The following is a 23810-nucleotide window of genomic DNA, read 5'->3' on the forward strand; positions in this document are numbered from 1 at the left end:
GCACGGAGGGGGGTCAACTTTCCCGAGCCGCTACAGGGTCAGTCTTGAGGAGCCGTCGACACCAGCCCGCACCTGCCCCAACCGAACCAACAACCCCTGCCGATCCCGGCGATCTCACGACACCACGCCAGGCACGCCGAACAGACATCACCGCCCCCGCCTACCCCACTACGGCTGTCGATCCTCGGGCCGACCACGCTGTATCACCGCAGGACGCCTCCCGACAGCACACCCACCGACCCGGCCGACGCCGACGAGGTCGGGATCGCCAACCTCGGGCCGCGCGCCACCGAACTACTGGTCTGCCTCGCCGACCACCCCGACGGCCTTCAGCGCGACCGGCTCATCGCCACGCTGTGGCCCGATACCGGTCATGGAGATCGTCGGCCACAGCGCCATCGAGATGACCATGAACGTCTACGGCCATGTCAACCTCAGTACCCAACGCACCGCGCTCGACCACCTCGACGCCCAGCTGACGGTTTGAGTCCGTTGCTATCACCAGCTGCTATCAACGACCGGAACGCGATCATGAGCGGCGATCCTGCGCACCCACCACCTGATCAACAGCATCTGCCAGATCCAGGGTTTCCGCAGATAGAAACGTTGATGGGCGGCTCCCCCGACGTAGGGAACCGCCCATCGTGCCGTCGGGACGACAGGATTTGAACCTGCGACCCCTTGACCCCCAGGACGCGCGGGTAGCCATCTGCGCACGTCACAAGCGCTCACCCGAACGCAAGATGTGCGCTCCGACTCTGCTTGAGCACGCACGCGCACATCCCGCGGTCCCCGACTGGTCCCCGGCCCCGACTCGAACCACGACCATTCACGCCCCCTGACGAGGAGCACGCCCGGACCCTGTCGACGCTGAGCAGTGCGCAACGCCGGCGGCCGTCCCGAGCCAGGACCTGACAGACCTCCGGGAACCTGGGCCAGGACGTCGCGCAGGGCGCGAGACCGCGTCCTCAGATGACAGTGGAAGCGGGTTACGTTATATTTAATCTCTGTAACGCAACTCCCCTGCCCGCCCGGCTGCCTCAGTCGCGCAAGCGCCTGTCTCTCGATCCGACATCAGACAGAACCGACAGAACTGACAGAAGGAATACACCGCTGTGACCACAGTTCGAGCTGCCGTCGTCTACTACTCCGCCACCGGCGGCGTGTATGCACTCGCCGAGGCTGCCAGCAAGGCCGCCGAAGCCGCCGGCGCCGAGATCCGCCTCCGCAAGGTCCGCGAGCTCGCCCCCGACGCGGCCATCGCCACCAACGAAGGCTGGGGCGCGCACCTCGCCGCCACCCAGCACATCCCCGAGGCCACCCACGACGACCTCCTGTGGGCCGACGTCCTGATCTTCGGCGCCCCCACCCGCTTCGGGCTGCCGGCCGCCCAGCTCAAACAGTTCATCGACACCACCGGTCCACTGTGGGCCCAAGGCAAGCTGATCAACAAGATCGCCACGTCGTTCACCGCGACCGCCACCACCCACGGTGGTCAGGAGTCAACGATCCTCGCCCTCAACAACACCTTCTACCACTGGGGCGCCATCATCGTCCCCCCCGGCTACGCCGACCCGATCCAGTTCGCTGCCGGTAACCCCTACGGCGCCAGCCACGTCTCGAACAACGGCGCAATTCCCCCCGGCGACACCGAGATCGCCTCGGTCCAGTTCCAAGCACAGCGCGCTGTGACGATCGCCAAGGCGCTCAAGGCCGGTCTCGCTGCCTGATCCCTTCCTGCGCTCCCCGCTCCGGACAGGTCGAGATCTGCGAGGACGACTCCCCGAGGTCGACCTCGACCACGCCCCAGTGCCAACCGCCACCCACGGGTGCGCGGTGGAACGACGTCATTGTGGTCGTCGGATGCGCGGCAGGTAGGTGCACAGGAGATTGCGGTGCGCCTACCTGCCGGGAGGCAAGTTCGGCCTGTGCGATCTCCTCGAGGACCGCGAGGCGCAAGCCGGACAGCGCCGCCGCAGGCACCGGCCGGCTCGCCAGGAGGTGCCAGCTAGGTCGGCCCGCACACGTCAACAGGGCCAAGAGCCCGACGTGCCGGGTCATCGATCCCGACGCGCCGTGCCACGATGGAGCGATGGCGGGATCGGTGGATCTTGCAGGTGGTTCGAGCTACAGCGTCCAGGAGTCGCGCGTCAGGGCAAGTCCGCTCGACGTGCTGAGGCTGGCGGGTGAGCCGTTGCCGCTGACGATTCCTGCCCGGATCTACGTCTGCGGGATCACTCCGTATGACGTGACGCATCTGGGCCACGCTTCGACGTTCGTGTGGGCCGATGTGGTCGGGCGGGTGGTCCGCATGACGGGCGTCGACACGGTTCTCACGCGCAACGTCACCGACGTGGATGACGTGTTGACGCGCACGGCCGCCGAACGAGGTCGCCCCTATGACGAGTTCGGCCTCACGCAGGAGTACTACTTCGACCGGGACATGCGTGCGCTCCACGTCCGGGCCCCGACACACGCACCGCACGCACGCCACCACATCGAACACGTGGTCAGGTTGGCATCGGCGCTACTGGCGGCCGGTGCCGCATACGTACGCGACGGGCATGTGTTCTTCCGCGGCGCCGACGTGCCGAGTTCGGTGGGCTTGGCGAGGGACGAGGCGTTGGCGCTGTCGTCAGAGCACGGGGACCGACCCGATGACGCCCTGCGGGACGATCCGTTCGACGTCGCTGTCTGGCGTCCCGCCGGCTGCGGCGATCCGGCGTGGCCGAGCCCGTGGGGGCCCGGGCGCCCGGGCTGGCATGCGGAGTGTGCGGCGATGGCGCTCACCACGCTCGGCGGTGTGGTGGATGTGCTCGCCGGGGGCGCTGACCTGGTGTTCCCGCATCACGCGTACCAGATTGCGATGGCTAGGGCCGCCATAGGCGTCACTCCGTTCGCGAGGCGAGAGGTCAGGGTGGGAACGGTCAGCCTCGACGGACTCAAGATGGCCAAGTCCACCGGAAACCTCGTGCTGATAAGCGATCTCCTGCGCGACGCATCGGGTGCCGCTGTGCGGCTCATGCTGCTGGACAGGCGGTGGAACGAGGCCTGGGACTACCAGCCGGACGCGCTCCAGGAAGCTTCACGGCTGCTCGAGGATCTGTACATCTCGGCTGGCAGTCCGACGTGGACCAGGTGGTGGCCAGGCCATGCCCGACGGCACGATGCCGACACCGGGAGGGTGGAACCGCTTCTCGATCGAAGTCGACGACCTGACCGCCGTCCTCAAGACGCTCCGGGAGGCAGGAGTCCCCCTCCGAAGTGACGTGATCACGGTGTCGGCGGCAAGCAGGCCTTGATCGACGATCCCTCTGGCAACCCCGTCGAACTCTTCGAACCCTCGCGCGATGAGGCCCGCCTGGGCGACCGATGACCCGCGGGCTCCTCACCGTCCACGGTTCTCAGCGGCGACGTCGCGGCAGGTGACCTGGACCTGGCCACCTCACCGTTGATCAGCGCCTGGCGGCGAAACCCGGACTTTCGGTGACGATCGTGACCGCCCAGCTGCCTACCTTTGGCCGCGCAAAGGGCCACATCCGATCTCCGCGGCTGCGCGCCGGGGTCGAGCAGGGCATCGTGATGGACACGGGTCAGGTCCTTGGCGCGAACACCTGTACTGCGCCGTCGACTTCCCTGGTCTCGAACCGCGGAAGCCGTGGGGGTGCGACGGGCAGCTGGTGGGCAACCAGCTCGCCGGTGAGGGCGAAGACCGTGGTGTGGCAGGGGCAGTCGAGGTTGCGGGCCGCCGCGTCGAGCCGCAGCCGGCAGCCCTGATGGGTGCAGCTGCTCGAGACCGCCTGCACGATGCCGCCGGTGCGCTGAACGAAGCCGGCCACCGTGCCCAGATCGAAGGCCCGGACGGCGCCCTCGGGCAGTTGGGAGGCGGCCGCCACCGTCTGCCAGGTCCCGGCCGTCGGCGTCACGGTCCCGGCACCCGGCCCGCGATCGTCGTGGCCGGTCAGGACTCGGTCCAACGCCGCGCCCGCCGCCGCGCCGACCGCCGCCGCAGCCGCCGCGACCACGGCGCCCTTAGCGACCAGCCGGCGTCGAAGGACCGGCGTGCCGGGTCGGGGAGATCGGGGCCCGGCGAGCTCGGCGGCCAGTTGCTCGTGTAGCTCGTCGAGGAACCTCTCCCGGGGGTCGTCGTCGCCCGGCCGCGCGGCGCGCAGCTCGATCGCTGCGCGCAGCTCGTCGGCGTCGGCTTGCGTGGCCCGGAACGGTCGGGGTCGGTCGCCGCGGACCAGGTCGTCGAGGTAGCGGCGCACCCCGCGGCCGGTCACCGGTCCACCTCCTGGGCCAGCTGGGCGGCCCGGCGAAGGGCCCGGTGCTGCAGCACCTTCGCGTTGGCCAGGCTGACGCCCAGCGCCGCGGCGGCCTCGCGGACGGAGCACGAGTCAAGGAACCGCAGCTCGAGGATTCGGCGGTACTGGTCGGGGAGCGCGGCAAGGATCATCGAGATCCGGCGCGGGGCGCTCGACGGGACGGGCGGCCCGGCGAACACCGCGGAGACGTGCTCGTCGTCCAGCGTCGTCACCTCCTGCCCCAGCGTGCGCTGCCAGTATCCGGCTAGCACCGTGCGCGCGGTGGCCAGCAAGTAGGCCCGCACCTCCCCGACACTGGCCGACATGCGCAGCGGCCGCAGCGCCGCCAGGAACACCTCGGTGGTGAGGTCCTCCGCGTCGGGCCGGTTGCCGACCTTGCCGTACATCAACCGGTAGATCCGGTCGACATTGTCCCGGTACACGGCCTCCCAGTCGGGATAGGCCGCGCCGGTCGCCATGCACCACTGTGGCGCAGCTGTGCGGGGCACACCAGTAGGTAGGCCGGCGGGTTACGCAGGGCGCAGGCGGCGGAGGGCGGGTTCGGTCGCCGGGGCCTCCGCAAGCTCGACGAGCCGGTCGCGCACCGCGCGCAGGGCGTAGTAGAGCCGCGAACGGACGGTGCCTGCGGGAACACCGAGCCGTGCGGCGACGCGCTCGCAGGTCGCGTCGCGGTAGTACACCTCCACGAGCACCTCGCGGTGGACCGGCGACAGGTCGCGGAGTACGACGGCGAGTACCCCACGGTCGAGCAAGGACTCGTAGCCGCCCTCGACGACGTGCTCGACGGGCACGTCCTCGTGCAGGCTGACAGGGTGGGCCCGAGCCGTCCGCGCGGCGTCGATCAGGACGTGCCGCAGCACGTGCCGCAGCCACGGCCGCATCGGCCGCCCGTCGGCCAGTAGCCGGGGCAGGTGGCGCCACGCGCGCAGGAAGGTCTCCTGGACGGCGTCCTCGGCGGACAGCCGGTCGCCTGCGAACCACTCCGCATAAGCGAGCAGGGCCACGGCGTGGTCGCGGTACAGGGCGCGCAGCGCCACGTCGCTGGAGCCCGCGCTGTGGGGCCCTCGGGGATGGGAGAGAACCAGAGTCATGTCTACTAATACGGGTAGTAGTTACGCCGGCGTTCAGTGAACGGCCGCCCATCTACTACGCGTGTTAGGAGACGGTGGACGGCCACCGCCCCTCGGCCGCCCACCCTCTCGCGCAGGGGCGACCAGACGAAAGGCGCGTCCATGAACCGCACCTACCTCCTCGGCGGCGTCCTCGCCGCAGCAGTGCTCGCCGGTGGCGGCGCCGCTCTCGGCGTGGCGATGTCCGGGCACGACACACCGGCCGCCGCCATCGGGACGCCCGCGGCCAGCCCGCCCACCGTGACCGCACCCGGCAACGGGACACCCGCGTCAAGTCTGCTCGGCGTCGCCGCCCTGAAGCCGGGAAACGCGCTCGTCGACGGCGGCGGTCGGGCGCTGTACCTGTTCGAGGCCGACACAGGCACGACCTCGACCTGTTCGGGCGCGTGCGCGCAGGTGTGGCCTCCGCTGCTCACCACAGGAGGAGCGCCCCCGGCAGCGGGCGGGGTGCAGGCCGGACTCGTCGCCAGCAGCCCGCGCGCCGACGGCACCACTCAGGTCACGTACAACGGGCACCCCCTCTACTACTTCGCGGGCGACAAGGGCCCGGGCGACGTCCGGGGGCAGGGCATCGACAACTTCGGCGGCGGCTGGTACGTCGTCAGCCCGGCCGGAGACAAGATCGACTCCGACGACCCGGTGCTGGCGAAGCTCGCGCCGGAACCGGTCCCCATGCCCGGCAATGGCTACTGACCGCCACCCGGCTGCAGGGCGGCGGCCGCCGTCGCGCCGCGCGTCGTCGCCGCCGCTCTGGCGGTCGATGCCCACGTCCACGCCGATCTGACGCCGCTGTCGGACGGCGCGTGGTTCACCGGTCACCAGGGAGTGTTCCTCCTCGATGCTCGCGTCGCCCTCGGCACGTCACTGCACGTCGCCTCCGGCCAGCGGCGCAGGATCCCCCCGTTTGCAGTGCTGGTGGTCGCCGCCGGCCTGCTCCCGCGCAGCCGGTCCTGTGCCCGGTCCGGCCGTCAAAGCAGCACAACCAGGACCGGCGCCGTCGCCAGCAGGAGCGGCGCCACAGTCAGCGCGACGACCGCGGCGCGCATCAGGGTCTGCCGCCGGCGCGGCAGCCGATCCGGCGGCCGCAGGAGCCGGTGGACCCGCGCAACGGCCTCGCCCGCGGCTTCCGCCACCGTCGGCGTCCTCGGGTCGGGAGCCACCGCCGGCCGGCTGGCCGACGTCACCGCCACCAGCGCGCTCGCGAGCACCCGCGGCTCGTGATGTACGGCGGCGCGCTCGTCGGCGTCCATCTCCAGCAGCCGACCGACGCGGCTGGGGGCGTCCCGCAGCAAGGGGACGACGGGCAGCGACTCGGCGGCCAGTGCCGCGGCCAACTTCCACCGGTGGTGGCGGCCCAGCAGGTGCGCTTGCTCGTGGGCGAGCACCGCGCCCAGCTCCGGCGCAGTGAGCAGATCGATCGCCCCGCTGGTGACGACGACCGCCGGACTCGGGCCGGCGACGCAGTACGCCGCGGCCCCCGGGTGGTCGATCACCACCGCCGGCACGTCCGGCCGGTGACCGCCGGCCAACCAGACCAGCAGCCGGTGCCGGTCCCGCTCGGTGCGTCGCCGCTGCGCGATCCGGCCCACCGCCCACGCCACGCGGGCCACCGTCGCCAGCGTGAGCACTTGCCCCGCCGTGACGATCCCCGCGCCCGCCGGTGTGCCGTAGGCGGCGTGCAATCGGACGAGACACGCCCCCACGAGCCGGCCGAGATCGCTGAACAGCGCACTCGCCGGCAGGATGATCGTCATTCCGGCGAGCAGGAACGCCAGCGGAACGGACCAGGCCGCCGCGAGCACGGCCGCGGCGCCCAGCCGCGGAGCGCGCAGTGGCCAGACGGCGCGGCGGAAGCCGGCCGCCCCGCCGAGCCCGACGGTAGTCGCATAGAGGATCAGGGCTCCGCCAACCGTCACGACGACCTCCCCGGATCGGGCGCCTCCTGCAGCGCCGCGGCGAGCGCGGCGGCGTCGGCGGGGTCGATCTCCGCGACGAAGCGCGCCAGGACACCGGCCCGGTCGTCGCTGACCGCGAGGGCCTCGTGCATCAGCTGCGCCGTGTACGACTGCCGGCTGAGTACTGGTGCGTAGCGCCAGGCCCGCCCGTCGCGCTCGCGTTCGAGCCACCCCTTGCGGTGAAGGTTGTCCATGACCGTCATGACCGTCGTGTAGGCGGGCGCCCGCTGCCGTTGCATCAGGTCGATCACCTCGCGCACCAGCAACGGGCGCCCCGCGTCCCACAGCAGGTCCATCACTGCAGCCTCCAGATCGCCGAACGGGCGGGACCGGCGCGGCAACGGCATCGGGCACCTCCGGGCTCGAGACGATCGGCCTCTCTGCCTCACACGGACCGTAACCCCCGAAGCGTTCAGCGCCGCGCCGCGCAGTGCCGTACAGGGGATACCGACCGTGGTTACACCGCACCGCCGGGACGGACGGCTCCGATGCCGCCGGAAAGCCACCGCGCCGGCCCGGGTGGGACGGCGCGGTGGCGCGGGCGGACGCAGTCGGCTGCCGGGCGTCAGCCCGCATCGACCAGGTGCACCTGGAGGGCGCTCAGCGCCACCTCGGCGACCTGGTGCCCCAGCTGCTGGCCGGCCTCGTGGTCGATCCGGGTGTGCTGGCCGGACCAGATCCGGCTCAGGCCGGCCTCCTGCGCCGCGTCCGCGAGGTTCGCAAATCGGCGCCTCACCCCGGGGTCGGCCGCCGACGTGACCGTCACCGCCTGGCGCGGGCCGTAGAACGCGGTGAGCACGGTCGCGGCCGCCTCGCTCAGTGCGCTGTGCGCGCCCGGGTAGGACGGGTCGGTGGCGGTCGGGGTGAGCGGGTTCCACGTCGGGTCGCCGGTGATGCCCGGATTCCCTGCGGTCGCACCCTGCTGCACGGCAGTGACCGGACGCCAAACGTGGTCGGTGTACTTCGCGTCGTACAGCCCGATGGTTGTGTCGGCCAGCGACAGGTCCAGCGCGGAGAACACCGCGGTCGCCTGCGCGAGATCAGCGTGCCGGTCTGTCACGAGCTGCTGGGTGATCTGGTTCCACGTGTTCCAGATCGGCGACGCGCTCCAGAACTTCCCGGCCACGGTCTGATCCGGGGTGCGTGACATGCTGGTGTCGCGCCCGAGGTCGCGCACCTCGGCGAGCGCGGTGGCGTACTCGCGGCTGCTCACCGGCGGCGGTGCGGCCGGCTGGAACTGCTGCGGGCTGGTGAGCAAGAACGGCGTGACCGACCCCCAGCCGGTGTACATCGGCGCGGCGAACTTGGGCGGGGTCGGCCGGTAGTCGCCGGGGGCGGTACCGGGGGTGAACGGCGCCGCGGTCGCCGCCGCGCCGTCCGAGGCGCGCAGCGCGACGATCTGCCGGGCCGCGGCGGCCCCGACCGCAACCCCGTCCTGCTCGGGCTTGCCGTCGGGGATGCCGGCCAGCTGGCCGTTCAGCCTCGCGTCGAGGCCGGCACGCATCCCGGGGTAGAGCGCGACGAGGACGTCGTGGGCGGCCTGGTCCGCGGCCGCGTCGGGACGGGCACCGTCGGGTGCAGGGACGGCGGAACCGTAGGGCGGCGCCGCCTTCGTGATCGACACGACCGCGTCGTACTCCGCAGCCTGCAGCATCGCGAAGCCGCGGGTGGGGTGGACCGTGGCAGGCTGGGCGTTCGGGGTGCCGAGGATCGAGATCAGCTCACGGTTCCAGTCGACGACCGACTGCCCGGACCCGGGGGCGCCGGCCACCGTGGTGGACGCGGCGCCGCCCGAGGTAGCCAGGGCCGGCACGGCGAGGCCCACGGTGACGGCCGCGGTGGCGAGGATGACGAGGGTCGTGGTTCTCATGTGCATGGCTGCCCCATCTGACGGACGTGTCGGGCCGGCGCGGCGGCCGCCCCGGCCGCCGGAATTCCGGCGGCGTCTACTAACACGGATAGGAGAGCTCGCCGTGCTCGACGGCCGTTCTCGACCCGAAATCGCCGCTGGTTGAGCGCTCGGGGTCACGGGCACCGTGTAAGGGGACATGGACAGGGAGCGGCGCGCCGATCGCTGGACGCGCCGATGCTGCGACGTTGCGGTCAAGGTCGCCACCGTTTCCGCCGCGCTGTGCCCCGCGCTGTCGTCGGTCGGCGCGAGCGTCGTCGCCGTCCTGGTCACCCTGCTCGGCCTCGGCTGGGCGGCCGCCCGGCGAGGTTCCTTCAGCCGGGCCGCCGCTCAGGGCCGCTGCTTCACCAGGCACCGCGGCAGCAACGAGGCAGTGACGATGTCACCTTGCCGGCCACAGCATGCCCGAGCCGCAGGGAAGGGTTCCAATAGCTCTCGACCGACCCGCAATCGCCGGCGGCTTTAAGAGCTGTCCTCAAAGCCATATCTGGAGGGGTCGTGAGGTCGATCATGGCCTGGTAGGACGTGGCGGTCTTGTCCTAGCGGGTGGTCCAGCTCGCGTTCTTCGACTGCTACGTCCAGGACGGGGCCGCAGCGACGTCCCTCGCCCGCCGCGTGTGCGGCTCGATGTCCACGAGGACCGCGACGGGGTAGTCGCAACGCGGGAGGAGGCCGAGTGGCCGCTCGTCCGCACCACGATCGCCTGCAGCACCAGCCGGCGTTCAGCGGCCGCGCAGGCCCGCGGGGAGGCGCCGCGCTGGGTGCGGCAGACCACCTGGCCCTTCATCGCGTAGTTGCTGCAGGGGAACCCGGGAGGATCACGGCGGCGGCGCCGTGCCAATCTTGCTCCATCCAATGCAGGCGCTCCCTCCTGCACTCGTCGAGGCCAGCAGCATTCTCTGTCCCGGTAGGCTCCGAACCGGCCGCGTGGCCACCGCATCGGGGGATGACATCCATGTCGGTCGACAGCCTGCTCCAGGCAATTCCGCCGCTGCTCGTGTACCTGATCGTGGGCGGCGTGATCGGTATCGAGAGCCTGGGCATCCCGCTGCCCGGTGAGATCGTCCTGGTCAGCGCCGCATTGCTGTCGTCGCGTCACGAGCTGGGCGTCTCGCCGCTCTGGATCGCTGTCGCCGGCTCCGCCGGAGCCATCGTCGGCGACTCGATCGGCTACGGCATCGGGCGCCACCACGGCCGGTCGCTGTTCGACTGGCTCGGTAGACGGTTCCCGAAGCACTTCGGGCCCAGGAACGTGAACTTCGCGGAGCGCGTCTTCACCCGCTGGGGCGTGCTCGCGGTCTTCTTCGGCCGGTTCATCGCGCTACTGCGGATCTTCGCCGGGCCGCTCGCCGGAGCGTTGAAGATGCGCTACCCCAAGTTCCTCGCCGCCAACGTCCTGGGCGGTATCTGCTGGGCCGCCGGCACGACGTTCGCCGTCTACTACCTTGGGGTCGTGGCCGAGACGTGGCTGAGCCGCTTCTCCTGGATCGGCCTGGCTGTAGCCCTGGTGGCCGGCCTGACGATCGGCTTCTTGGTCAAGCGCAAGACCGAGCGGATGGCCGACAAGTACGCCGAGGAGCCGGCCGACTAGGACGCGTTCAACAAAGTCCTGGCGGCGAGGGTGCGTAGCCAGATGTTGATCATGGCGATGCGCACGCGGCGCTACCACGGGCTCGTCGGTGGGCCCGCTGGTCGAGTTGACCGGGATGGTCGTGGCGACTCGGATACACGGTCGCCACGACCCAGCCCATCGACCCGCCGACGCCGTCGCATCCGCCTAGCGGGGCAGTGCACTGAGGTTCAGCCCGCGTGAATATCGGAGGGATGTTTCGCCATTGGCGTGACGGTGATCGTCATGTACCGGACCAACGGGAGTCCCCAGAGGATCTCATGCAGTTCGTCGTTGTCGAGCACGTCGAAGATGCTGAGATTCGAGTACATCCCGACCACGGGCCAGATGTAGAGCCACTTGCCGGAACGTTGCAGCTCCTGGCTGTAGGCCCGTTCTCTGGCGAGTAGGTCAGCACGATCGGAGGGGACGAGGTCGGACGGGATGGCAACGTCCATCCGTACGGCGTACAGCACCGCTTCTCCTTGCTTCCTTCGTCCGTTCCTGTGTCAGGCGCGGGCGAGGACGAAGTCGTAGGAGACCTCGTTGCCGTTGCCATCCGCAGCGGGCTTCAGGTGGAGCATGAGCTCCGGCTTTACCGCCGAGGCCACGTCGTTGGAGATGTACTCGCCACCCGCGAAATAGAGCTGCGTGGTGAGAAGCTGGTGTCCCGCGGCTACGACCTTGAAGTGCAGGTGCGCCGGCCGCCAGGCGTGCCAGCCGGCGGCGGCGATGAGCTGACCGGTCGCACCATCGTGCGGGATCTGGTACGGCACGGGCTGGATGGTGCGGATCGTGACGGTGCCGTCGGCGTCGGCGATCACGACTCCGCGCAGGTTCCACTCCGGGATCCCGGGAGCGAACTGGCCGTAGAAGCCGGCGTCGTCGGCCTGCCAGACCTCGACCTGCGCTCCGGGCAGCGACGCACCGTCCCTGCTGCGCACATGCGCCCGGAACAACAGCGGTGTGCCCGCCTCGTCGGCGCGCATGGGCAGCGTGACCTCACCGTCGGCCCTCGGCGCACCGGGGACGTAGAAGGGACCCTCGATCGTCCCCTTGCTGCCCGGCCGATCCGCGTTGACGACCTCCTCGACCGCGTGCTCGATGAACACGTCGAGGAACAGCGGCCACTCGCCGTCCTGACCGACCTTGATCAGCCACGCCTTGAGGGCGTCGTACTCGGAGTAGGTGAGCTCGTGGCGGCGGATCACGTCGTGGATCGCGGCGAGCACTTCGGTCGCCAGTTCGGCGACGCGCTCCTGGTTGGTGCCGGCCGTCGGAGCCTTTGCCTTCGCCTGGAAGACCTTCGTGGCGTTGGCGCCGGTCTCGGCGGCGGTGGCGTCCAACTCGGTTGCCTGCGTCATTGCGTGCCTCAATTCCGTGGTGAGTGGGTCTTTCGCACGTCAGGTCGGCCGCTAGCCGTCCTGGCGGTAGTGCGTGAGCTTGTCCTCCTCGATCTCGATGGCCAGACCGGCGCCTTCACGGACGTGGAGGGTGCCGCCGGTGATCTGCAACGGTTCGGCGAGCAGGTCGTCTGACATGTCGAGGAGGTCGGAGAGCTCGGCGGGCCTGCGGGACGTGAGCTCGAACGCCGCGCCGAACGCCGCGCTGCACAGCGACCCGATCTGCCCGTCGATCTGGTTGCCCATCACGACCTCGACGCCGAGCCGTTCGCACAGGTGCAGTACGCGCTGGGAGTAGGTTCAGGCCGCTGGGCCGACCACGACCTCGTCTTCGCCTCCGAAGCCGGCACCCCACTCGGCGCCGCGAACGTCCGGCGCGGCTTCCGCCGCATCGCCACCGCGGCAGGCCTCAACGCCAAAGACTGGACACCACGCGAGCTACGCCACAGCTTCGTATCACTACTGTCGGACAAGGGCGTCCCCATCGACCACATCGCCCGCTTGGTCGGACACGCCGGCGGCTCGGCCGTCACCGAGACCGTCTACCGCAAACAACTCAGGCCAGTGATCAACGACGGTGCAACCATCATGGACCGAGTCTTTCCCACCCAAACCCGTAGTCACTCAGGTAGTCACACACCCCGACCCCGCACAGCAAAACGGCCCGGTCCTGAGCTCCATTAGAAGCTCCTGACCAGGCCGTTCGGCGGTGGGCGATACTGGGATCGAACCAGTGACCTCTTCGGTGTGAAGTGGGAGGCGGCACTTTGGACCGTCTCGCCCTGTCTCAAGAAACCCGTGCCCACCTGCAGCAACCATCCGACAGCACCGAATTCGTCTCACGCGTGCACCGGCGTTTGCGTGCGTCCTGTTTACATCTGTGTTTACAAGATGAGTGCCACGCTGGCGGCCCGCTCAGCGGTCAGTCCGTGCGAAGCCCCTGATCCCTTCAACTGGCTCGGCCAGAAGGGCATGAGCGCGGGCCGCCGCCGGCTGCGATGCCGATCCTGGGTGCCGACGAGCGCGGCGTCCACGGTGATGCTCACCGAGGCCGGTCCCCGCTTCTGGGCCCGCGCCCTGTCACACGCGCGACGCCCCCTGACCGTGCGCCCGCCAGCAGGGTCCCTTGCCCACTGGTCGACCACGACGCGCACCAGCCCAGGCTTCGCCCGTAACCACAGCAAGCGAGAAACAGCGTCCGACCACTACCGGTAACAACTCCTGCCGTGGAAGCGACAACCCCGCCTGGAAGGCTGCGCGCCCGCAGACACCACCTGCCAACACCGCAAGCTGCGGCGTCACCGAACCGGGGGATCCATGACCACACCGATGCCCGGCCCCCACGGCCGTCCAGCCCAGGCTGCCTCAGCGGCCCCCACAGTGTCCCGCCCCCACCGAGGCCCACTGAGCTGGTTCGCCCGCGGCGGCTGGTACCTGTTCGTCGTCGTCCTTTCCGCCGGCACCCTCAGCTTCGTCCCCTTCCTGCACGCCGCCATCCGCACCCGCAAGCCCCTGGCCTGGCTGTGGACCGCGCTCTACACCGCCGCCGTCATCACGCTCTTCAACCTCACCGGCACGGTGAACGTGGGCGGCCTCGCGCTCGGCCTCATGATCATCGCCGTCGTGCACTCGGTCGTGCTGCGCCAGCAGATCTGGCCACTCCACGCCGACGCCCAGCCCGCCCCCGCCGAACTCCACCGCGCCGACCTGCCAGCCGACCCGGCCGTCGCCGCCGTCCTGGCCGCCCGCGCCCGCCGCGACGAGGCGCGCCGCCTTGCAGCCACCGACCCACTGATGGCTCGCGAACTCCGCATCGGCCGGCCCGACCTCCCCCGCACCTACGACGACGGCGGCCTCGTCGACCTCAACAGCGCCCCGGCAGCCGCGATCGCGAACACCTGCGGAATCGAGCTCGCCATCGCCACGCTGATCGTGAACGCCCGCGCGGCCGGCATCACCTTCACTTCGGTCGACGACGTCTTCACCTTGACCGAGATCCCGTTCCCGCTCTGGGACCGCATCCGCGACCGAGCGGTTCTGATCACCGGCTAACCCAGCACACGGACTCCCCGCCACCGACCAGCACGAATACAGACCGCACCGTTCACAAGAACACACCGAGGTCAAGCGGCACACCCTCGGACGGAGCCGAGATACAGGGACTGTCTCGCTAACGGTGTTTCCGGCGTCGGGTTAGTAGGTCTCAGCGGCCGGGAACCGGTTGCCGAAGGTGATCGAGAACGCGTTCAAGGCCGGCTTCCAGCGCACGGCCCATCGTGCCCGGCCGGTCCCGGTCGGGTCCAGGGAGCGGGTGATGAGGTAAAGACACTTCAGGGCGGCCTGCTCGGACGGGAAGTGCCCGCGAGCTTTGATCGCCCGCCGGTAGCGTGCGTTGAGGCTCTCGATCGCGTTGGTGCTGCACAGCACCCGGCGGATCTCCACGTCGTAGTCCAGGAACGGGATGAACTCGTCCCAGGCGTTGTCCCACAACCTGAGGATCGCCGGGTAGCGCTGTCCCCAGGTGTGGGCGAGCTGCTCGAACGCGGCCCGGGCCGCGGCGGCGTTGACCGCGGTGTAGATCGGCTTGACCGCGCGTCGCAGCGCGTCCCAGTCCCGCTTGGACGCGAGCCGGAAGGTGTTGCGGATCAGGTGGATGATGCAGGTCTGCACGATCGTCTGCGGCCATACGTTGGAGACCACCTCGGGCAGCCCCTTGAGACCGTCACGCACGACGAAGAACACGTCACGCACGCCGCGGTTGCGCAGGTCGGTCAGCACGCTCATCCAGAACTTCGCGCCCTCACCACCGCTGCCGGCCCACAACCCCAGGATGTCGCGTTCGCCATCTAACGTGACGCCGATAGCGGCATAGACCGGCCGGTTGACCACCTGACCGTCGCGGATCTTGACCACGATGGCGTCGATGAACACCGCGGCGTAGATCTCATCCAGTGGGCGCACCGACCAGTCGTTCATCTCCTCGATCACCTTGTCGGTGATCCGGGAGACGGTCTCGCGGCTGACCGACGCCCCGTAGATCTCGGCGAAGTGCGCGCTGATCTCGCCCGTGGTCAGCCCCTTCGCATACAGCGACAGCACGACCTCGTCCACCCCGGACAGCCGCCGTTGGCGCTTCTTGACGATCTGCGGGGTGAAGGTGCGCGCACGGTCTCGGGGCACGTCGATCTCGACATGACCGGTGGCCTCGGTCAGCACCGTCTTCGACCGGGTGCCGTTACGAGTGTTTCCCGAGCCTGTGTCGTTGCGGTCGTTCTTGTCATATCCGAGGTGCTCGGTCATCTCCTCGTTCAGCGCGGTCTCACCGACCGTCTTGGTCAACTGCTTGAGCAGCCCGTCAGGGCCGGTCAACGACAGACCCTGCTCCTTCGCCAGCCGCACCAGCTCGACCGCGGCCTGCTGCTCAGCTGACTCCTCGCCCGGCTCCTTCTTCGCCACGTCGTTCAGTCTCGCGGTCAACACGGCACCTTCCCGCCCGCCATCAGGCTGAGCGCGTCAGGCCGTAAACACCGTTAGATCCACAGTCCCGAGATACAGATCGCGGTGGGATCGGCGAGTAGCGCCCGTACCCGGCCGTGGAGGGGCGGGCGCAGCAGGGCGTGCGACAGAACGAGATCCTGCCGCGTCGGTATGAGCGCGGAGGCCGCGCGGCTGCGTGTGGACGCCGAGGGGTCCCGCGTGCAGGCTGCTGTCAGCGCGGCCTCGCCCGTGTACATGCTGGCGGTCCTGGAGGTCGACAACAGACTTTCGCAGTCATTGTTGCAGTCATCGCGTCCACGGCAGACGATCGGTTCGCGGGAGTGTCCCCGCGGTGTGGCAACTTCAGCAACCTGAGGGGCGACCGGAGCGAGGATCTGGACCGTGTCACGAGCCTCCGCTACAGGCCCGACGGGCCTCAGACTTCCCGCAGACAGATTTGCTCAACGGATCGCCCTCCGCGCCTGCGCACGGGGTCACTGTCCGGACGGTCGGTCCAGCCAGGTGGTGGCCCACCACACGTCTTGGGAGATGAGCCGGTCGATGCCCTTGACGTCCTTCTTCGTGATCGTGGACAGGTAGCTGCGGGTGAAGAAGGCGAGCGGGAGATCCTTGCCGACCTGCAGCTCGACCTGCTGGTAGTCCTTCGTGCGCTGGGCCGGGTCCGTGGTCTCCGAGGCATCGGTCAGCCACTGGTCGACCTGCGGGTTGGAGTACTTGCCGTAGTTGCCGTTACCGGTGGTGGACAGGATCCGCGCCACGGCGGGGTCGGGGTAGTCGAAGGGACCCACCCAGCTCGTGAGCTGGAAGTCGTTGCTCTGCAGCACCGACGAGGAGAACTGCGCCAGGTCGTAGGTCTTGACGTCGACCTTGATGCCGATCGCCGCCATCTGGGCCTGGATGAACTCGGCGAAGGCCTGCCGGGCGGTCGTGGTCTTGAACGTGAAGTCGGGGTTGCCGCCGGAGGCGCGGTAGGCGTCGACGAGCTGCTTGGCCTTCGCCTGGTCGAACGCCGGCCACTCGTCGGAGGCCGCCTGCGTGTGGAAGGGGCACAGCTCGGCGTCCTCGCACTTGTACGCGGCCCGCTGCTGAAGGGTCACCTCCCGGTGGAACCGGTTGTAAGCCGGTCAACGTGCCGGACGAAGGCAATGCTCTGATCGGCCAACACCACCACTGCCTCCGAACCCGACGGCGCTACGACCCGATTCAAGGCCCCTCCGCGAGCGAGCGCCAGAACCGCCACCACCCCCGACTTGACCCTCAGCACGATCGGAGGTCTCGCGGCGGGCTCGTCCCTGCCAAGCCGCCGTCTCGGCGCGCCGTGAGGAGATCACCACCCCGCTGCCTTCCCCCACCTTAGAAGCGGTGCCGGGTGCGGGCGGAGCCCGTGGGTCGCATGACACCCCGCTGACACCCGCGCTGACGTCAAGGACTACCGATGTGCCTGCAGGATGCCGCCGAACAGTTCAGTGTGAAGGCGGACGCTGCCCACCGGGTCTATGCCATCGCATGCTGCCTCGTGTCGCCTGACCTGGGCTATCGTGCCGTCCCTGCGGACTGTTCTCCGCGACGACTTTGCCGTTCGCTCCGGACCATCGGGAGCGGTCCCCCGCCGCAGCGACCGCGAGACAGGACTGGCCTACCTTCACGTTGAAGACCCGGCTCATGGCAGCGATCCTTATCGGTTGAAGCGGGGCATCCAGCAGGAGTCCCGCCGGGCTGGACATGACCGTGGACATACTTGGAACCTGGCCGCACCCTTCCCACCCATGAGCATCCGTCGGGAGGCGGCACAGATCCTTCGCGCGCTCCGCTCGACCTTTCGACGGCGCTCGGCCGACCGGTAAGCGCGGTCTGAGAAACCTCGATCGCGCGCGACATGCGCAGCGCCGTGGCGTAACACCCTCACCGAAGCTTCCGCCGCCGCGGAAGGACGGTACGACCCGAGTCCGCGCAAGGAGTACAGCATGCGACGATTAATCCTGCTCTTGGGGTTCGAAACGCAGACAACGTCGCCCACAGGAGACCCGCCCAGCATGAACGTGAATTCCGGACCGGGCTCGGTAACCCTCCTGGAGGGTGACGACTCCTGGGTGCCGACCGCGGCGGCCTACGAGACCCGCGTCACGGTGACCGGTCAGACCGCCTTCGTAGAGGCGGGCGAGATCGTCTTCGATGGCGCCGGCCTGCAGCTGACCACAGTCGGCGCAGGGGTTATCGAACCCTCCGCCGAGGAGGGCACGTTGCGCGGTGCTGTGACATGGCAGGTGGAGGGCACGGGCCGGCTGAGCGGTGCAACCGGACTGGTGTCCGCGAACTTCGAGTTCCACCCCGAGCGTAGGGACGCTGCCGAATATCACATCGTTCGGCTCTTCCTCCCCTGAGCCCGCGGACTGCGCCCATCTATCACGATGTCTCGACCGAATAATCGGTCCAGGTCCGGATCAATGAGCCGATTACGAAGTCGACCTCGAGCCGGGCCCTGAAGTTGTGTAAGCCCACTAAGCTGGCGTTGGCGGTGTTCTGCTGGGTCTGGTCCGGTGGTCGATTCCGTTGAGGGCGAAGAAGCGCAGCGCAGCGAACTCGGCCTCGATCCAGTTCAGCCAAGAGCCGTGGGCTACTAGACGAGGCCCGTGTACGTACGCGCACCTAACAACTGGAGAGACTTGCAGCTCCGCCCGATCACTAGAAAGACCAGAGGCAACCAGCTCCAAGGGTCTCGAAGAGCGACGCGACCTCTCATACCGCAGCAATAGCATCGATCTCGATAATGATCCGCTCGTCGAATAGTCGCATGATCCCAGAAAAGGTGCTTGCAGGGACCAAGTCGGGATCAACCCACCTGTCTCGTACTTCCCGAAATATACACAACTTCTCCGAGTCGAGATTCGTCACATATACATCGATCCGCACGAGATTCTGGGAGATAGCACGTCGCCCCTCAATGCCCGATCCAGCTCCTTCAGGACGAGCTCGACTCCCTCGTCGAAATCCTCGGGGGCTCCCTGCTCCCCCGCTCTCCGGCGAGCCGACGGCGCCAGAGATGAATACAAGATCGCCAGCCGTCACCCGGACACTGTCGGAGACGCCAGGGATCTCCGGGGCCTTGACTCGAGTGATTCGATCAGCAGTCAGCGATCAGCCTCGGACGCGCACTTATCAGATGGGGGCAAGGACGAAGTCGTAGTCGACCTCGTTACCCGCGCCGTCCGCGGCCGGCGTCGGGTCGAGCATTAGTTCGGGCTTGACGGCTGATGCCACGTCCGCGTCGGTGTACGCGCCACCGGTGAAGTAGAGCTGGGAGGTGAGCACCTGATGTCCGTCGGCCATGACCTTGAAGTGCAGGTGCGCGGGCCGCCAGGCGTGCCAGCCCGCCGCCGTGATGAGCTGACCGGTCGCCCCGTCGTGCGGGATCTGGTAGGGCGCGGGGTCCATGGTGCGGATCGCGACCCGGCCACCGCCGTCGGCGATCACGACACCGCGCAGGTTCCACTCCGGGATCCCGGGAGCGAACTGCGAATAGAGGCCGTCGGCGTCGGATTGCCAGACGTCGACTTGAGCGCCGGGCAACGGCGTGCCGTCGGCGCTGCGCACGTGCGCCCGAAACAGCAGCGGTGTGCCCGGCTCGTCGGCCCGCATCGGCAGGGTGATCTCACCCTCGGCGCGCGGCGCGCCAGGGACGTAGAAGGGGCCCAGGATCGATCCCTTGCTGCCCGGCCGATTCGCCGTCGCGACGCCCTCGACCGCGTGTTCGACGAACACGTCGAGGAACAGAGGCCACTCGCCGTCCTGACCAACCTTGATCAGCCATGCCTTGAGTGCGTCGTACTCGGCATAGGTGAGCTCGTGCCGTCGGATCACATCGTGGATCGCCGTGAGGACTTCGGTGGTCAATTCGGCAACGCGCTCCTGGCTGGTGCCGGCCAGCGAAGTCCTTTTCTTCTCCTGGAAGGTTCTGGTGGCGTTGCCGATGTCGGCGGTACTGATGTCCAGCTCGGTTGAGTGCGTCATTGCGCCCCTCTATTCAGTAGTGGTAGGGCTGGTCGCTCGATCACTCGATATCCCTGGCTTACTGCGTGAGACAAATGCGCCTGAGAGGCGCTGCGCCGGCCGACACTCCGATCAGACCACCAGCACGCGGATAAACGGTCCAGCACTGCGTCCCGCTGAGCGGGACACACCGCACCCGACCGCCTGATCACGCCCTTCCAATGACCACGTGCTGGCGTTCAAGACGCCAAAGGCGGATCGGCGGTGACGTGGTCGATCCGTGGCCGCGGACGACCACGGATGCGCGCACACCAGACGCGGAGAGTCCGCCGCAGTTCAACGGCAAGTGACGTGCTTACCGTCCTGACGTGCTCCGCCTTCCCGTCCAGCCGATGGTCGCCCGACCAGCATCGGACCTGCCCACAGCAGGACCGTGGGCGTTTGAGCCCAAGTTCGACGGTTTCCGTGCGATCGCAATCGCAGAAGGCCGGCGCGTGCGGCTCCACTCCCGCCAGCACCGGCCCCTCACACGCTACTTTCCCGAGATCGTCGACGGGATCGCCGAACGGTTCGGCGGCCACGTCGTGCTCGACGGCGAACTCGTCGTGTGCCGGGCAGACGGGCTGGACTTCATGGCGCTGCAACACCGCCTGGCCGACCCACCCCACGCTACCGCCGAAGCGCCGGCGACGTTCGTCGTGTTCGACGTGCTCGCCGCAGGGGGCACGGACCTACGCGCACACCCCTACCGGATCCGCCGCGCACTGCTCCTGCAGCTACTCGATGATGCCGTCCCGCCGCTCGCGGTCGCCCCGATGACCACCGACGGTCATGCCGCCCGCGCATGGCTCACAGGGCACCTCGACGCAGGCATCGAGGGCGTCGTCGCAAAGCGCCTCGACCACGGATACCTGCCATCGCGGCGGGCCTGGCGGAAGATCAAGATCAGGACAAGCGCTGAGGCCGTCGTAGGCGGTGCACTGGGCCCGCTCAACACGCCAGTGGCACTTGTCCTCGGCCGCCGAGACCATGCTGGACGCCTACGGGTGGCCGGGCGCACAGGGCCACTCCCACGCGACGCACGGCGAGCCATCGGCGCCCTACTGCGGACCGCCGACGAGCGGCACCCCTGGCCCTACGTGCTACCCCCGGCGAGGTTTGGAGACGCCGCCCCCGTCGAGTACACGCGGGTGGCACCGACGGTGGTCGTAGAGCTCAACGTCGACGCAGCAGTGGACATGATGCGTGGACGGCCGGTCTGGCGGCACCCAGCCACCTTCCGCCGAGTCCGCCATGACTTACAAGCCGACGACCTGTAAGCCTCGTCGAGCAAGAGACCAAGAGCGCGTTCGGCCTGCCTCGACTCCCTGCCGCCGGTCAGAACGGGACAGGCTTTGTGCCTGGTGCCTAGGCTGGCGGCCACCGACGAAGTTTCTGAGTCATCGCGGCCATCTTCGCGTCCACTGTAGACGCGACCGGCGGAGCTAAAACCGCTGGTTAGACGCGGAGGCGGAGATTGGGATCGAGCCGGTGGCCTACCGATCGCAACCGGAGCCCGGCGAGTGACAGCCGCGGTGCGCTCAAGCGTGAGCTGGTCGCCTGCCTGCGCAGCGCGCGGGTTCCCTCGGATGAGTCGATCCCTTTGGCTGCCCTCGGCGCTCGCGCTTCCGAGATAGCTGCACTTATAAATGTTGATTGAGCTGTTCGGGACGGGCCGGCGAGAGAGCTGCCGGGAGACCTACACGGCCATTAGCCTGTGGACGCGGCGACCTGCTCGAGCCGACGCTCGTGCGCAGCCCCCGACGCGACCGGAGCCAGTGTTGCCAAGCTCTCCCGACGGTCGGCGTGCGGTAACCCTCGAAGGAAGTGGTCGGGATGGCACGTTATCCCGACGACCTGCCCGCACGACGGGGCTGTCCGTGCCCCAAACCATCGAGCCTGAGATACAAGATCCGTTTTGCGTGGTCAGCGCCGGACTGTCAAGCCTGTTCCGCCAGCCTGACTATACTGCAGCGGTGTCAGGCATCTTCGTTTGCAAGGGATCGGCTTCAGGGATTCCCGCCGGAGCACGCACCGTCACAATCAGCAAAGACGGCAAACCGGAAGTTAACCTCACCAAAGTAGAGACCATCCTCGACTTTTGGGATCATTGGCTGGAGGTAGCCCGGGATCGAGCAATCGAAGCCCTGACCTTACATCGACTACTTTTGACAGCCCATCGTGATGGCCAGAATGAAGTTTCGGCGACCTATCGTACTGCAGATGCGGGCGGCTGCCAGCGAATTGCGACAGCGCCCGCTGCTCGTCATCCAGCTCCGGACGGGGATGCCCCGGGGTGAGAACCACGCGATCCGCCTCGACAGTTCGCCCGTCATCGAGAATCAGCTCCCAGCCTCCTGCGCAGCCAGCACGCCGAGCCGCGACGACGCATCCGCGGACCCGGTGCAGCACAACATTGTCCGGAAGTCCGCTCTCCACCGCATCGAGCACGAAGCGCAGGTACCGCCCGGAGAGGTAGCGGGGGGCGTAAGCGACCTCTCCGCCGCCATCCCCCGGGCGCGTCGCCCGCCACCACTGGGCCAACGACGGCCCGGCACCGGCCCGGGCCAGGCCGCGGTCCGGCGGCCCGGAGAACATGGTGACCTCCCCGGCAGGGGTATTCATCAACAAGCATGACGACTGGTCCGCACGCCAGATCCGGCCGGCCCCGGGCTCCACCAGATCGATGGCATACAGCTCCACGCGCCGCCCGACACGATGCTGCGCCAGCCGCGCCGCCGTGCGCTCCAGCACGCCCAGACCCCGTGGACCGACACCGACCACCGCCACCCGCCAGGGCGCGGGACCAGAACCATCTGCGCCGCAGACGATCACCTGTCCTGGTCCTTGTACACCCCGAGTCGCAAGTCGGCCACCTCACCCTCCACCGCTTCACGCGCCACAGTGGGGCGAGTCCTGATCGCAAGGATCGTGCATCCAGCCACGGTCGACATCTGATGACGGGTACCAGGACTCTCAACAATCAGATCGCCCCTGACGAACGACCGGCCATCACTGTGATCAATGGCGCCGTCGAGAACAAGCATCAACTCGAAACCGAGATGCTCGTGAAAATCGCCGTGCGCACCCGCCGGATACCGCACGAGGAAAGCACCCGACTGCTCATCCCCATCCGGAACCCAGAGCGGATAGTTGTCCACCCCCACACGACCAGGCTGCACCCACTTCACCCACTTCAGATCTGGCAAATCAAAGCCAGTCCGTAAGACATTCTCGATCACTCTAACCTCAGACATCTACGACTCCCCTCTTCTTCACCGACGGGACAGTTGTCATTTATCGACTCGCACTGACTGCGAGCCAAGCCTTTCGTTAATCTTCGTCTCCGTTCGGAGCGCAGACAGTCATGGATGCGCGTCATCATTTCTGCACATGCTTGAGAAAGCAGTGATGTGGCCCGTTAAGAACGAGCTGGATTCCGGGTGAGGATTGCCCTTCGTAGTGCCAACTCCGATCACATTGGGGTCCGGTACCGAACGCCGCTAGACCACCGCTGATCGGTCGGCCAATCGAGTGGAGCCCCTCGCTGTCTCGTTTGAGGGGTGCCGGTGACGTCCCCCGGGTCGCAACGTCCGGCCGGTGGGACGTCCGTGCAATGTGGATCCACACGGGCTGGTCCGGGAAGGGTGCTGATCCGAGCTTCCCCCGCGGCGAAGGACTGCATTCAAATCCGCGCCAGGAGCCGACCTTCCACGACGTTCGCCCGACCGTCAGGAACGCCTCGGGCTTGCGTCCACGACCCACGAGACTGTCGAGCACAGTACCAAAATCGCCCTCGACGACCTCCGCAGGACGATTCGCATCAGCGGTGACGTGGACGCCCTCGGGATCGCCGTCGACGCGGTAGGCGGCCTCGGGACCGCCACGCTCGTTAGCGATGTCCGCCGGTGGTCACCGTCGACCGCGGCACCCTGCAGCGTGTGCTCCATCATCA

At 68.5% G+C, this 23810-nt stretch carries 24 protein-coding genes and 1 pseudogene; 9 read left to right on the forward strand and 16 right to left on the reverse strand.

Features of this window, described 5'->3' with window-relative positions:
* The first annotated feature begins 1115 nt into the window (after positions 1–1115).
* Together wrbA and ABD743_RS13630 are read left to right on the forward strand one after the other, a co-directional pair.
* The gene (gene wrbA / locus ABD743_RS13625) at positions 1116–1730 is read left to right on the forward strand and encodes an NAD(P)H:quinone oxidoreductase (protein WP_344722371.1); all 615 of its coding nucleotides are present in this window, start codon (positions 1116–1118) and stop codon (positions 1728–1730) included.
* Between the two features lie 362 nt (positions 1731–2092).
* On the forward strand, positions 2093–3268 hold the full coding sequence (locus tag ABD743_RS13630; RefSeq protein ID WP_344722373.1) for a cysteine--tRNA ligase: 1176 nt from the start codon (positions 2093–2095) through the stop codon (positions 3266–3268).
* Between the two features lie 325 nt (positions 3269–3593).
* Here the strand turns inward: ABD743_RS13630 and ABD743_RS13635 are convergent, their stop codons facing one another.
* Genes ABD743_RS13635 through ABD743_RS13645 form a run of 3 tightly spaced genes read right to left on the reverse strand, consistent with a single transcriptional unit; the run spans position 3594 to position 5416 of the window.
* Positions 3594–4283 (reverse strand): Rieske (2Fe-2S) protein, encoded by a 690-nt coding sequence (locus ABD743_RS13635; protein ID WP_344722375.1) that lies wholly within the window; start codon positions 4281–4283, stop codon positions 3594–3596.
* On the reverse strand, positions 4280–4783 hold the full coding sequence (locus tag ABD743_RS13640) for an RNA polymerase sigma factor (RefSeq protein ID WP_344722377.1): 504 nt from the start codon (positions 4781–4783) through the stop codon (positions 4280–4282). Before ABD743_RS13640 ends, ABD743_RS13635 begins: the two co-directional genes overlap by 4 nt.
* Before the next feature lie 51 nt (positions 4784–4834).
* Complete coding sequence (locus ABD743_RS13645) at positions 4835–5416, reverse strand: sigma-70 family RNA polymerase sigma factor (RefSeq protein WP_344722378.1); 582 nt, start codon at positions 5414–5416, stop codon at positions 4835–4837.
* Between the two features lie 141 nt (positions 5417–5557).
* Here ABD743_RS13645 and ABD743_RS13650 point away from each other — a divergent pair, with 141 nt between their 5' ends.
* A complete protein-coding gene (locus ABD743_RS13650; RefSeq protein ID WP_344722380.1) occupies positions 5558–6148 on the forward strand; it encodes a COG4315 family predicted lipoprotein in 591 nt (196 codons plus the stop codon).
* 275 nt (positions 6149–6423) lie between these two features.
* Here ABD743_RS13650 and ABD743_RS13655 read toward each other — a convergent pair whose 3' ends face one another.
* The 3 genes from ABD743_RS13655 to ABD743_RS13665 form a co-directional block, all read right to left on the reverse strand.
* Positions 6424–7371, reverse strand: coding sequence for a M56 family metallopeptidase (locus ABD743_RS13655; RefSeq protein WP_344722382.1), 948 nt, complete (start codon positions 7369–7371; stop codon positions 6424–6426).
* Entirely contained in the window at positions 7368–7757 is a 390-nt protein-coding gene (locus ABD743_RS13660; RefSeq protein WP_344722384.1) for a BlaI/MecI/CopY family transcriptional regulator, read from the reverse strand. The genes ABD743_RS13655 and ABD743_RS13660 overlap by 4 nt, the downstream gene beginning before the upstream one ends.
* Positions 7758–7975: 218 nt before the next feature.
* Positions 7976–9280 carry a vanadium-dependent haloperoxidase gene (locus ABD743_RS13665; protein WP_344722386.1) on the reverse strand — a complete coding sequence of 435 codons (1305 nt, stop codon included), beginning with the start codon at positions 9278–9280 and terminating at the stop codon, positions 7976–7978.
* A 656-nt stretch (positions 9281–9936) separates the two neighbouring features.
* Here ABD743_RS13665 and ABD743_RS13670 point away from each other — a divergent pair.
* Both ABD743_RS13670 and ABD743_RS13675 read left to right on the forward strand, forming a co-directional pair.
* Positions 9937–10113 (forward strand): hypothetical protein, encoded by a 177-nt coding sequence (locus ABD743_RS13670; protein ID WP_344722388.1) that lies wholly within the window; start codon positions 9937–9939, stop codon positions 10111–10113.
* A gap of 161 nt (positions 10114–10274) precedes the next feature.
* Positions 10275–10910 (forward strand): DedA family protein, encoded by a 636-nt coding sequence (locus ABD743_RS13675; protein ID WP_344722390.1) that lies wholly within the window; start codon positions 10275–10277, stop codon positions 10908–10910.
* 209 nt (positions 10911–11119) lie between these two features.
* Here the strand turns inward: ABD743_RS13675 and ABD743_RS13680 are convergent, their stop codons facing one another.
* The 3 genes and pseudogenes from ABD743_RS13680 to ABD743_RS13690 form a co-directional block, all read right to left on the reverse strand.
* Positions 11120–11404, reverse strand: coding sequence for a muconolactone Delta-isomerase family protein (locus ABD743_RS13680; protein ID WP_344722392.1), 285 nt, complete (start codon positions 11402–11404; stop codon positions 11120–11122).
* Between the two features lie 33 nt (positions 11405–11437).
* Entirely contained in the window at positions 11438–12292 is an 855-nt protein-coding gene (gene catA / locus ABD743_RS13685; RefSeq protein ID WP_344722394.1) for a catechol 1,2-dioxygenase, read from the reverse strand.
* 51 nt (positions 12293–12343) lie between these two features.
* A pseudogene (locus tag ABD743_RS13690) lies at positions 12344–12631 on the reverse strand (enolase C-terminal domain-like protein); the annotation flags it as partial.
* Here ABD743_RS13690 and ABD743_RS13695 point away from each other — a divergent pair.
* Both ABD743_RS13695 and ABD743_RS13700 read left to right on the forward strand, forming a co-directional pair.
* Complete coding sequence (locus tag ABD743_RS13695; RefSeq protein WP_344722396.1) at positions 12608–13015, forward strand: tyrosine-type recombinase/integrase; 408 nt, start codon at positions 12608–12610, stop codon at positions 13013–13015. The pseudogene ABD743_RS13690 and the gene ABD743_RS13695 overlap by 24 nt on opposite strands.
* 633 nt (positions 13016–13648) lie before the next feature.
* Complete coding sequence (locus ABD743_RS13700) at positions 13649–14383, forward strand: ComEA family DNA-binding protein (protein ID WP_344722398.1); 735 nt, start codon at positions 13649–13651, stop codon at positions 14381–14383.
* A gap of 141 nt (positions 14384–14524) precedes the next feature.
* Here the strand turns inward: ABD743_RS13700 and ABD743_RS13705 are convergent, their stop codons facing one another.
* From ABD743_RS13705 to ABD743_RS13715, 3 genes are all read right to left on the reverse strand, one after another.
* Positions 14525–15796 carry an IS256 family transposase gene (locus ABD743_RS13705; protein WP_344722427.1) on the reverse strand — a complete coding sequence of 424 codons (1272 nt, stop codon included), beginning with the start codon at positions 15794–15796 and terminating at the stop codon, positions 14525–14527.
* A 65-nt stretch (positions 15797–15861) separates the two neighbouring features.
* Positions 15862–16065, reverse strand: a complete 204-nt coding sequence (locus ABD743_RS13710) for a hypothetical protein (RefSeq protein ID WP_344722400.1) — start codon at positions 16063–16065, stop codon at positions 15862–15864.
* Positions 16066–16302: 237 nt separating this feature from the next.
* On the reverse strand, positions 16303–16926 hold the full coding sequence (locus tag ABD743_RS13715; protein WP_344722402.1) for an ABC transporter substrate-binding protein: 624 nt from the start codon (positions 16924–16926) through the stop codon (positions 16303–16305).
* 936 nt (positions 16927–17862) lie between these two features.
* Here ABD743_RS13715 and ABD743_RS13720 point away from each other — a divergent pair.
* Positions 17863–18210, forward strand: coding sequence for a hypothetical protein (locus ABD743_RS13720; protein WP_344722404.1), 348 nt, complete (start codon positions 17863–17865; stop codon positions 18208–18210).
* A 355-nt stretch (positions 18211–18565) separates the two neighbouring features.
* Here the strand turns inward: ABD743_RS13720 and ABD743_RS44485 are convergent, their stop codons facing one another.
* Both ABD743_RS44485 and catA (ABD743_RS13725) read right to left on the reverse strand, forming a co-directional pair.
* Positions 18566–18895, reverse strand: a complete 330-nt coding sequence (locus ABD743_RS44485) for a RidA family protein (protein WP_379659259.1) — start codon at positions 18893–18895, stop codon at positions 18566–18568.
* A gap of 90 nt (positions 18896–18985) precedes the next feature.
* Positions 18986–19837 (reverse strand): catechol 1,2-dioxygenase, encoded by an 852-nt coding sequence (gene catA, locus ABD743_RS13725; protein ID WP_344722406.1) that lies wholly within the window; start codon positions 19835–19837, stop codon positions 18986–18988.
* A 347-nt stretch (positions 19838–20184) separates the two neighbouring features.
* Here catA (ABD743_RS13725) and ABD743_RS13730 point away from each other — a divergent pair, with 347 nt between their 5' ends.
* Positions 20185–21135 (forward strand): ATP-dependent DNA ligase, encoded by a 951-nt coding sequence (locus ABD743_RS13730; protein ID WP_344722408.1) that lies wholly within the window; start codon positions 20185–20187, stop codon positions 21133–21135.
* 793 nt (positions 21136–21928) lie between these two features.
* Here the strand turns inward: ABD743_RS13730 and ABD743_RS13735 are convergent.
* Positions 21929–22690 carry an FAD/NAD(P)-binding protein gene (locus ABD743_RS13735; protein WP_344722410.1) on the reverse strand — a complete coding sequence of 254 codons (762 nt, stop codon included), beginning with the start codon at positions 22688–22690 and terminating at the stop codon, positions 21929–21931.
* Positions 22687–23097, reverse strand: coding sequence for a cupin domain-containing protein (locus tag ABD743_RS13740; RefSeq protein ID WP_344722412.1), 411 nt, complete (start codon positions 23095–23097; stop codon positions 22687–22689). The genes ABD743_RS13735 and ABD743_RS13740 overlap by 4 nt, the downstream gene beginning before the upstream one ends.
* Positions 23098–23810 lie beyond the last annotated feature (713 nt).

The organism is Pseudonocardia yunnanensis, assembly GCF_039534065.1.
GTDB lineage: Bacteria > Actinomycetota > Actinomycetes > Mycobacteriales > Pseudonocardiaceae > Pseudonocardia > Pseudonocardia yunnanensis.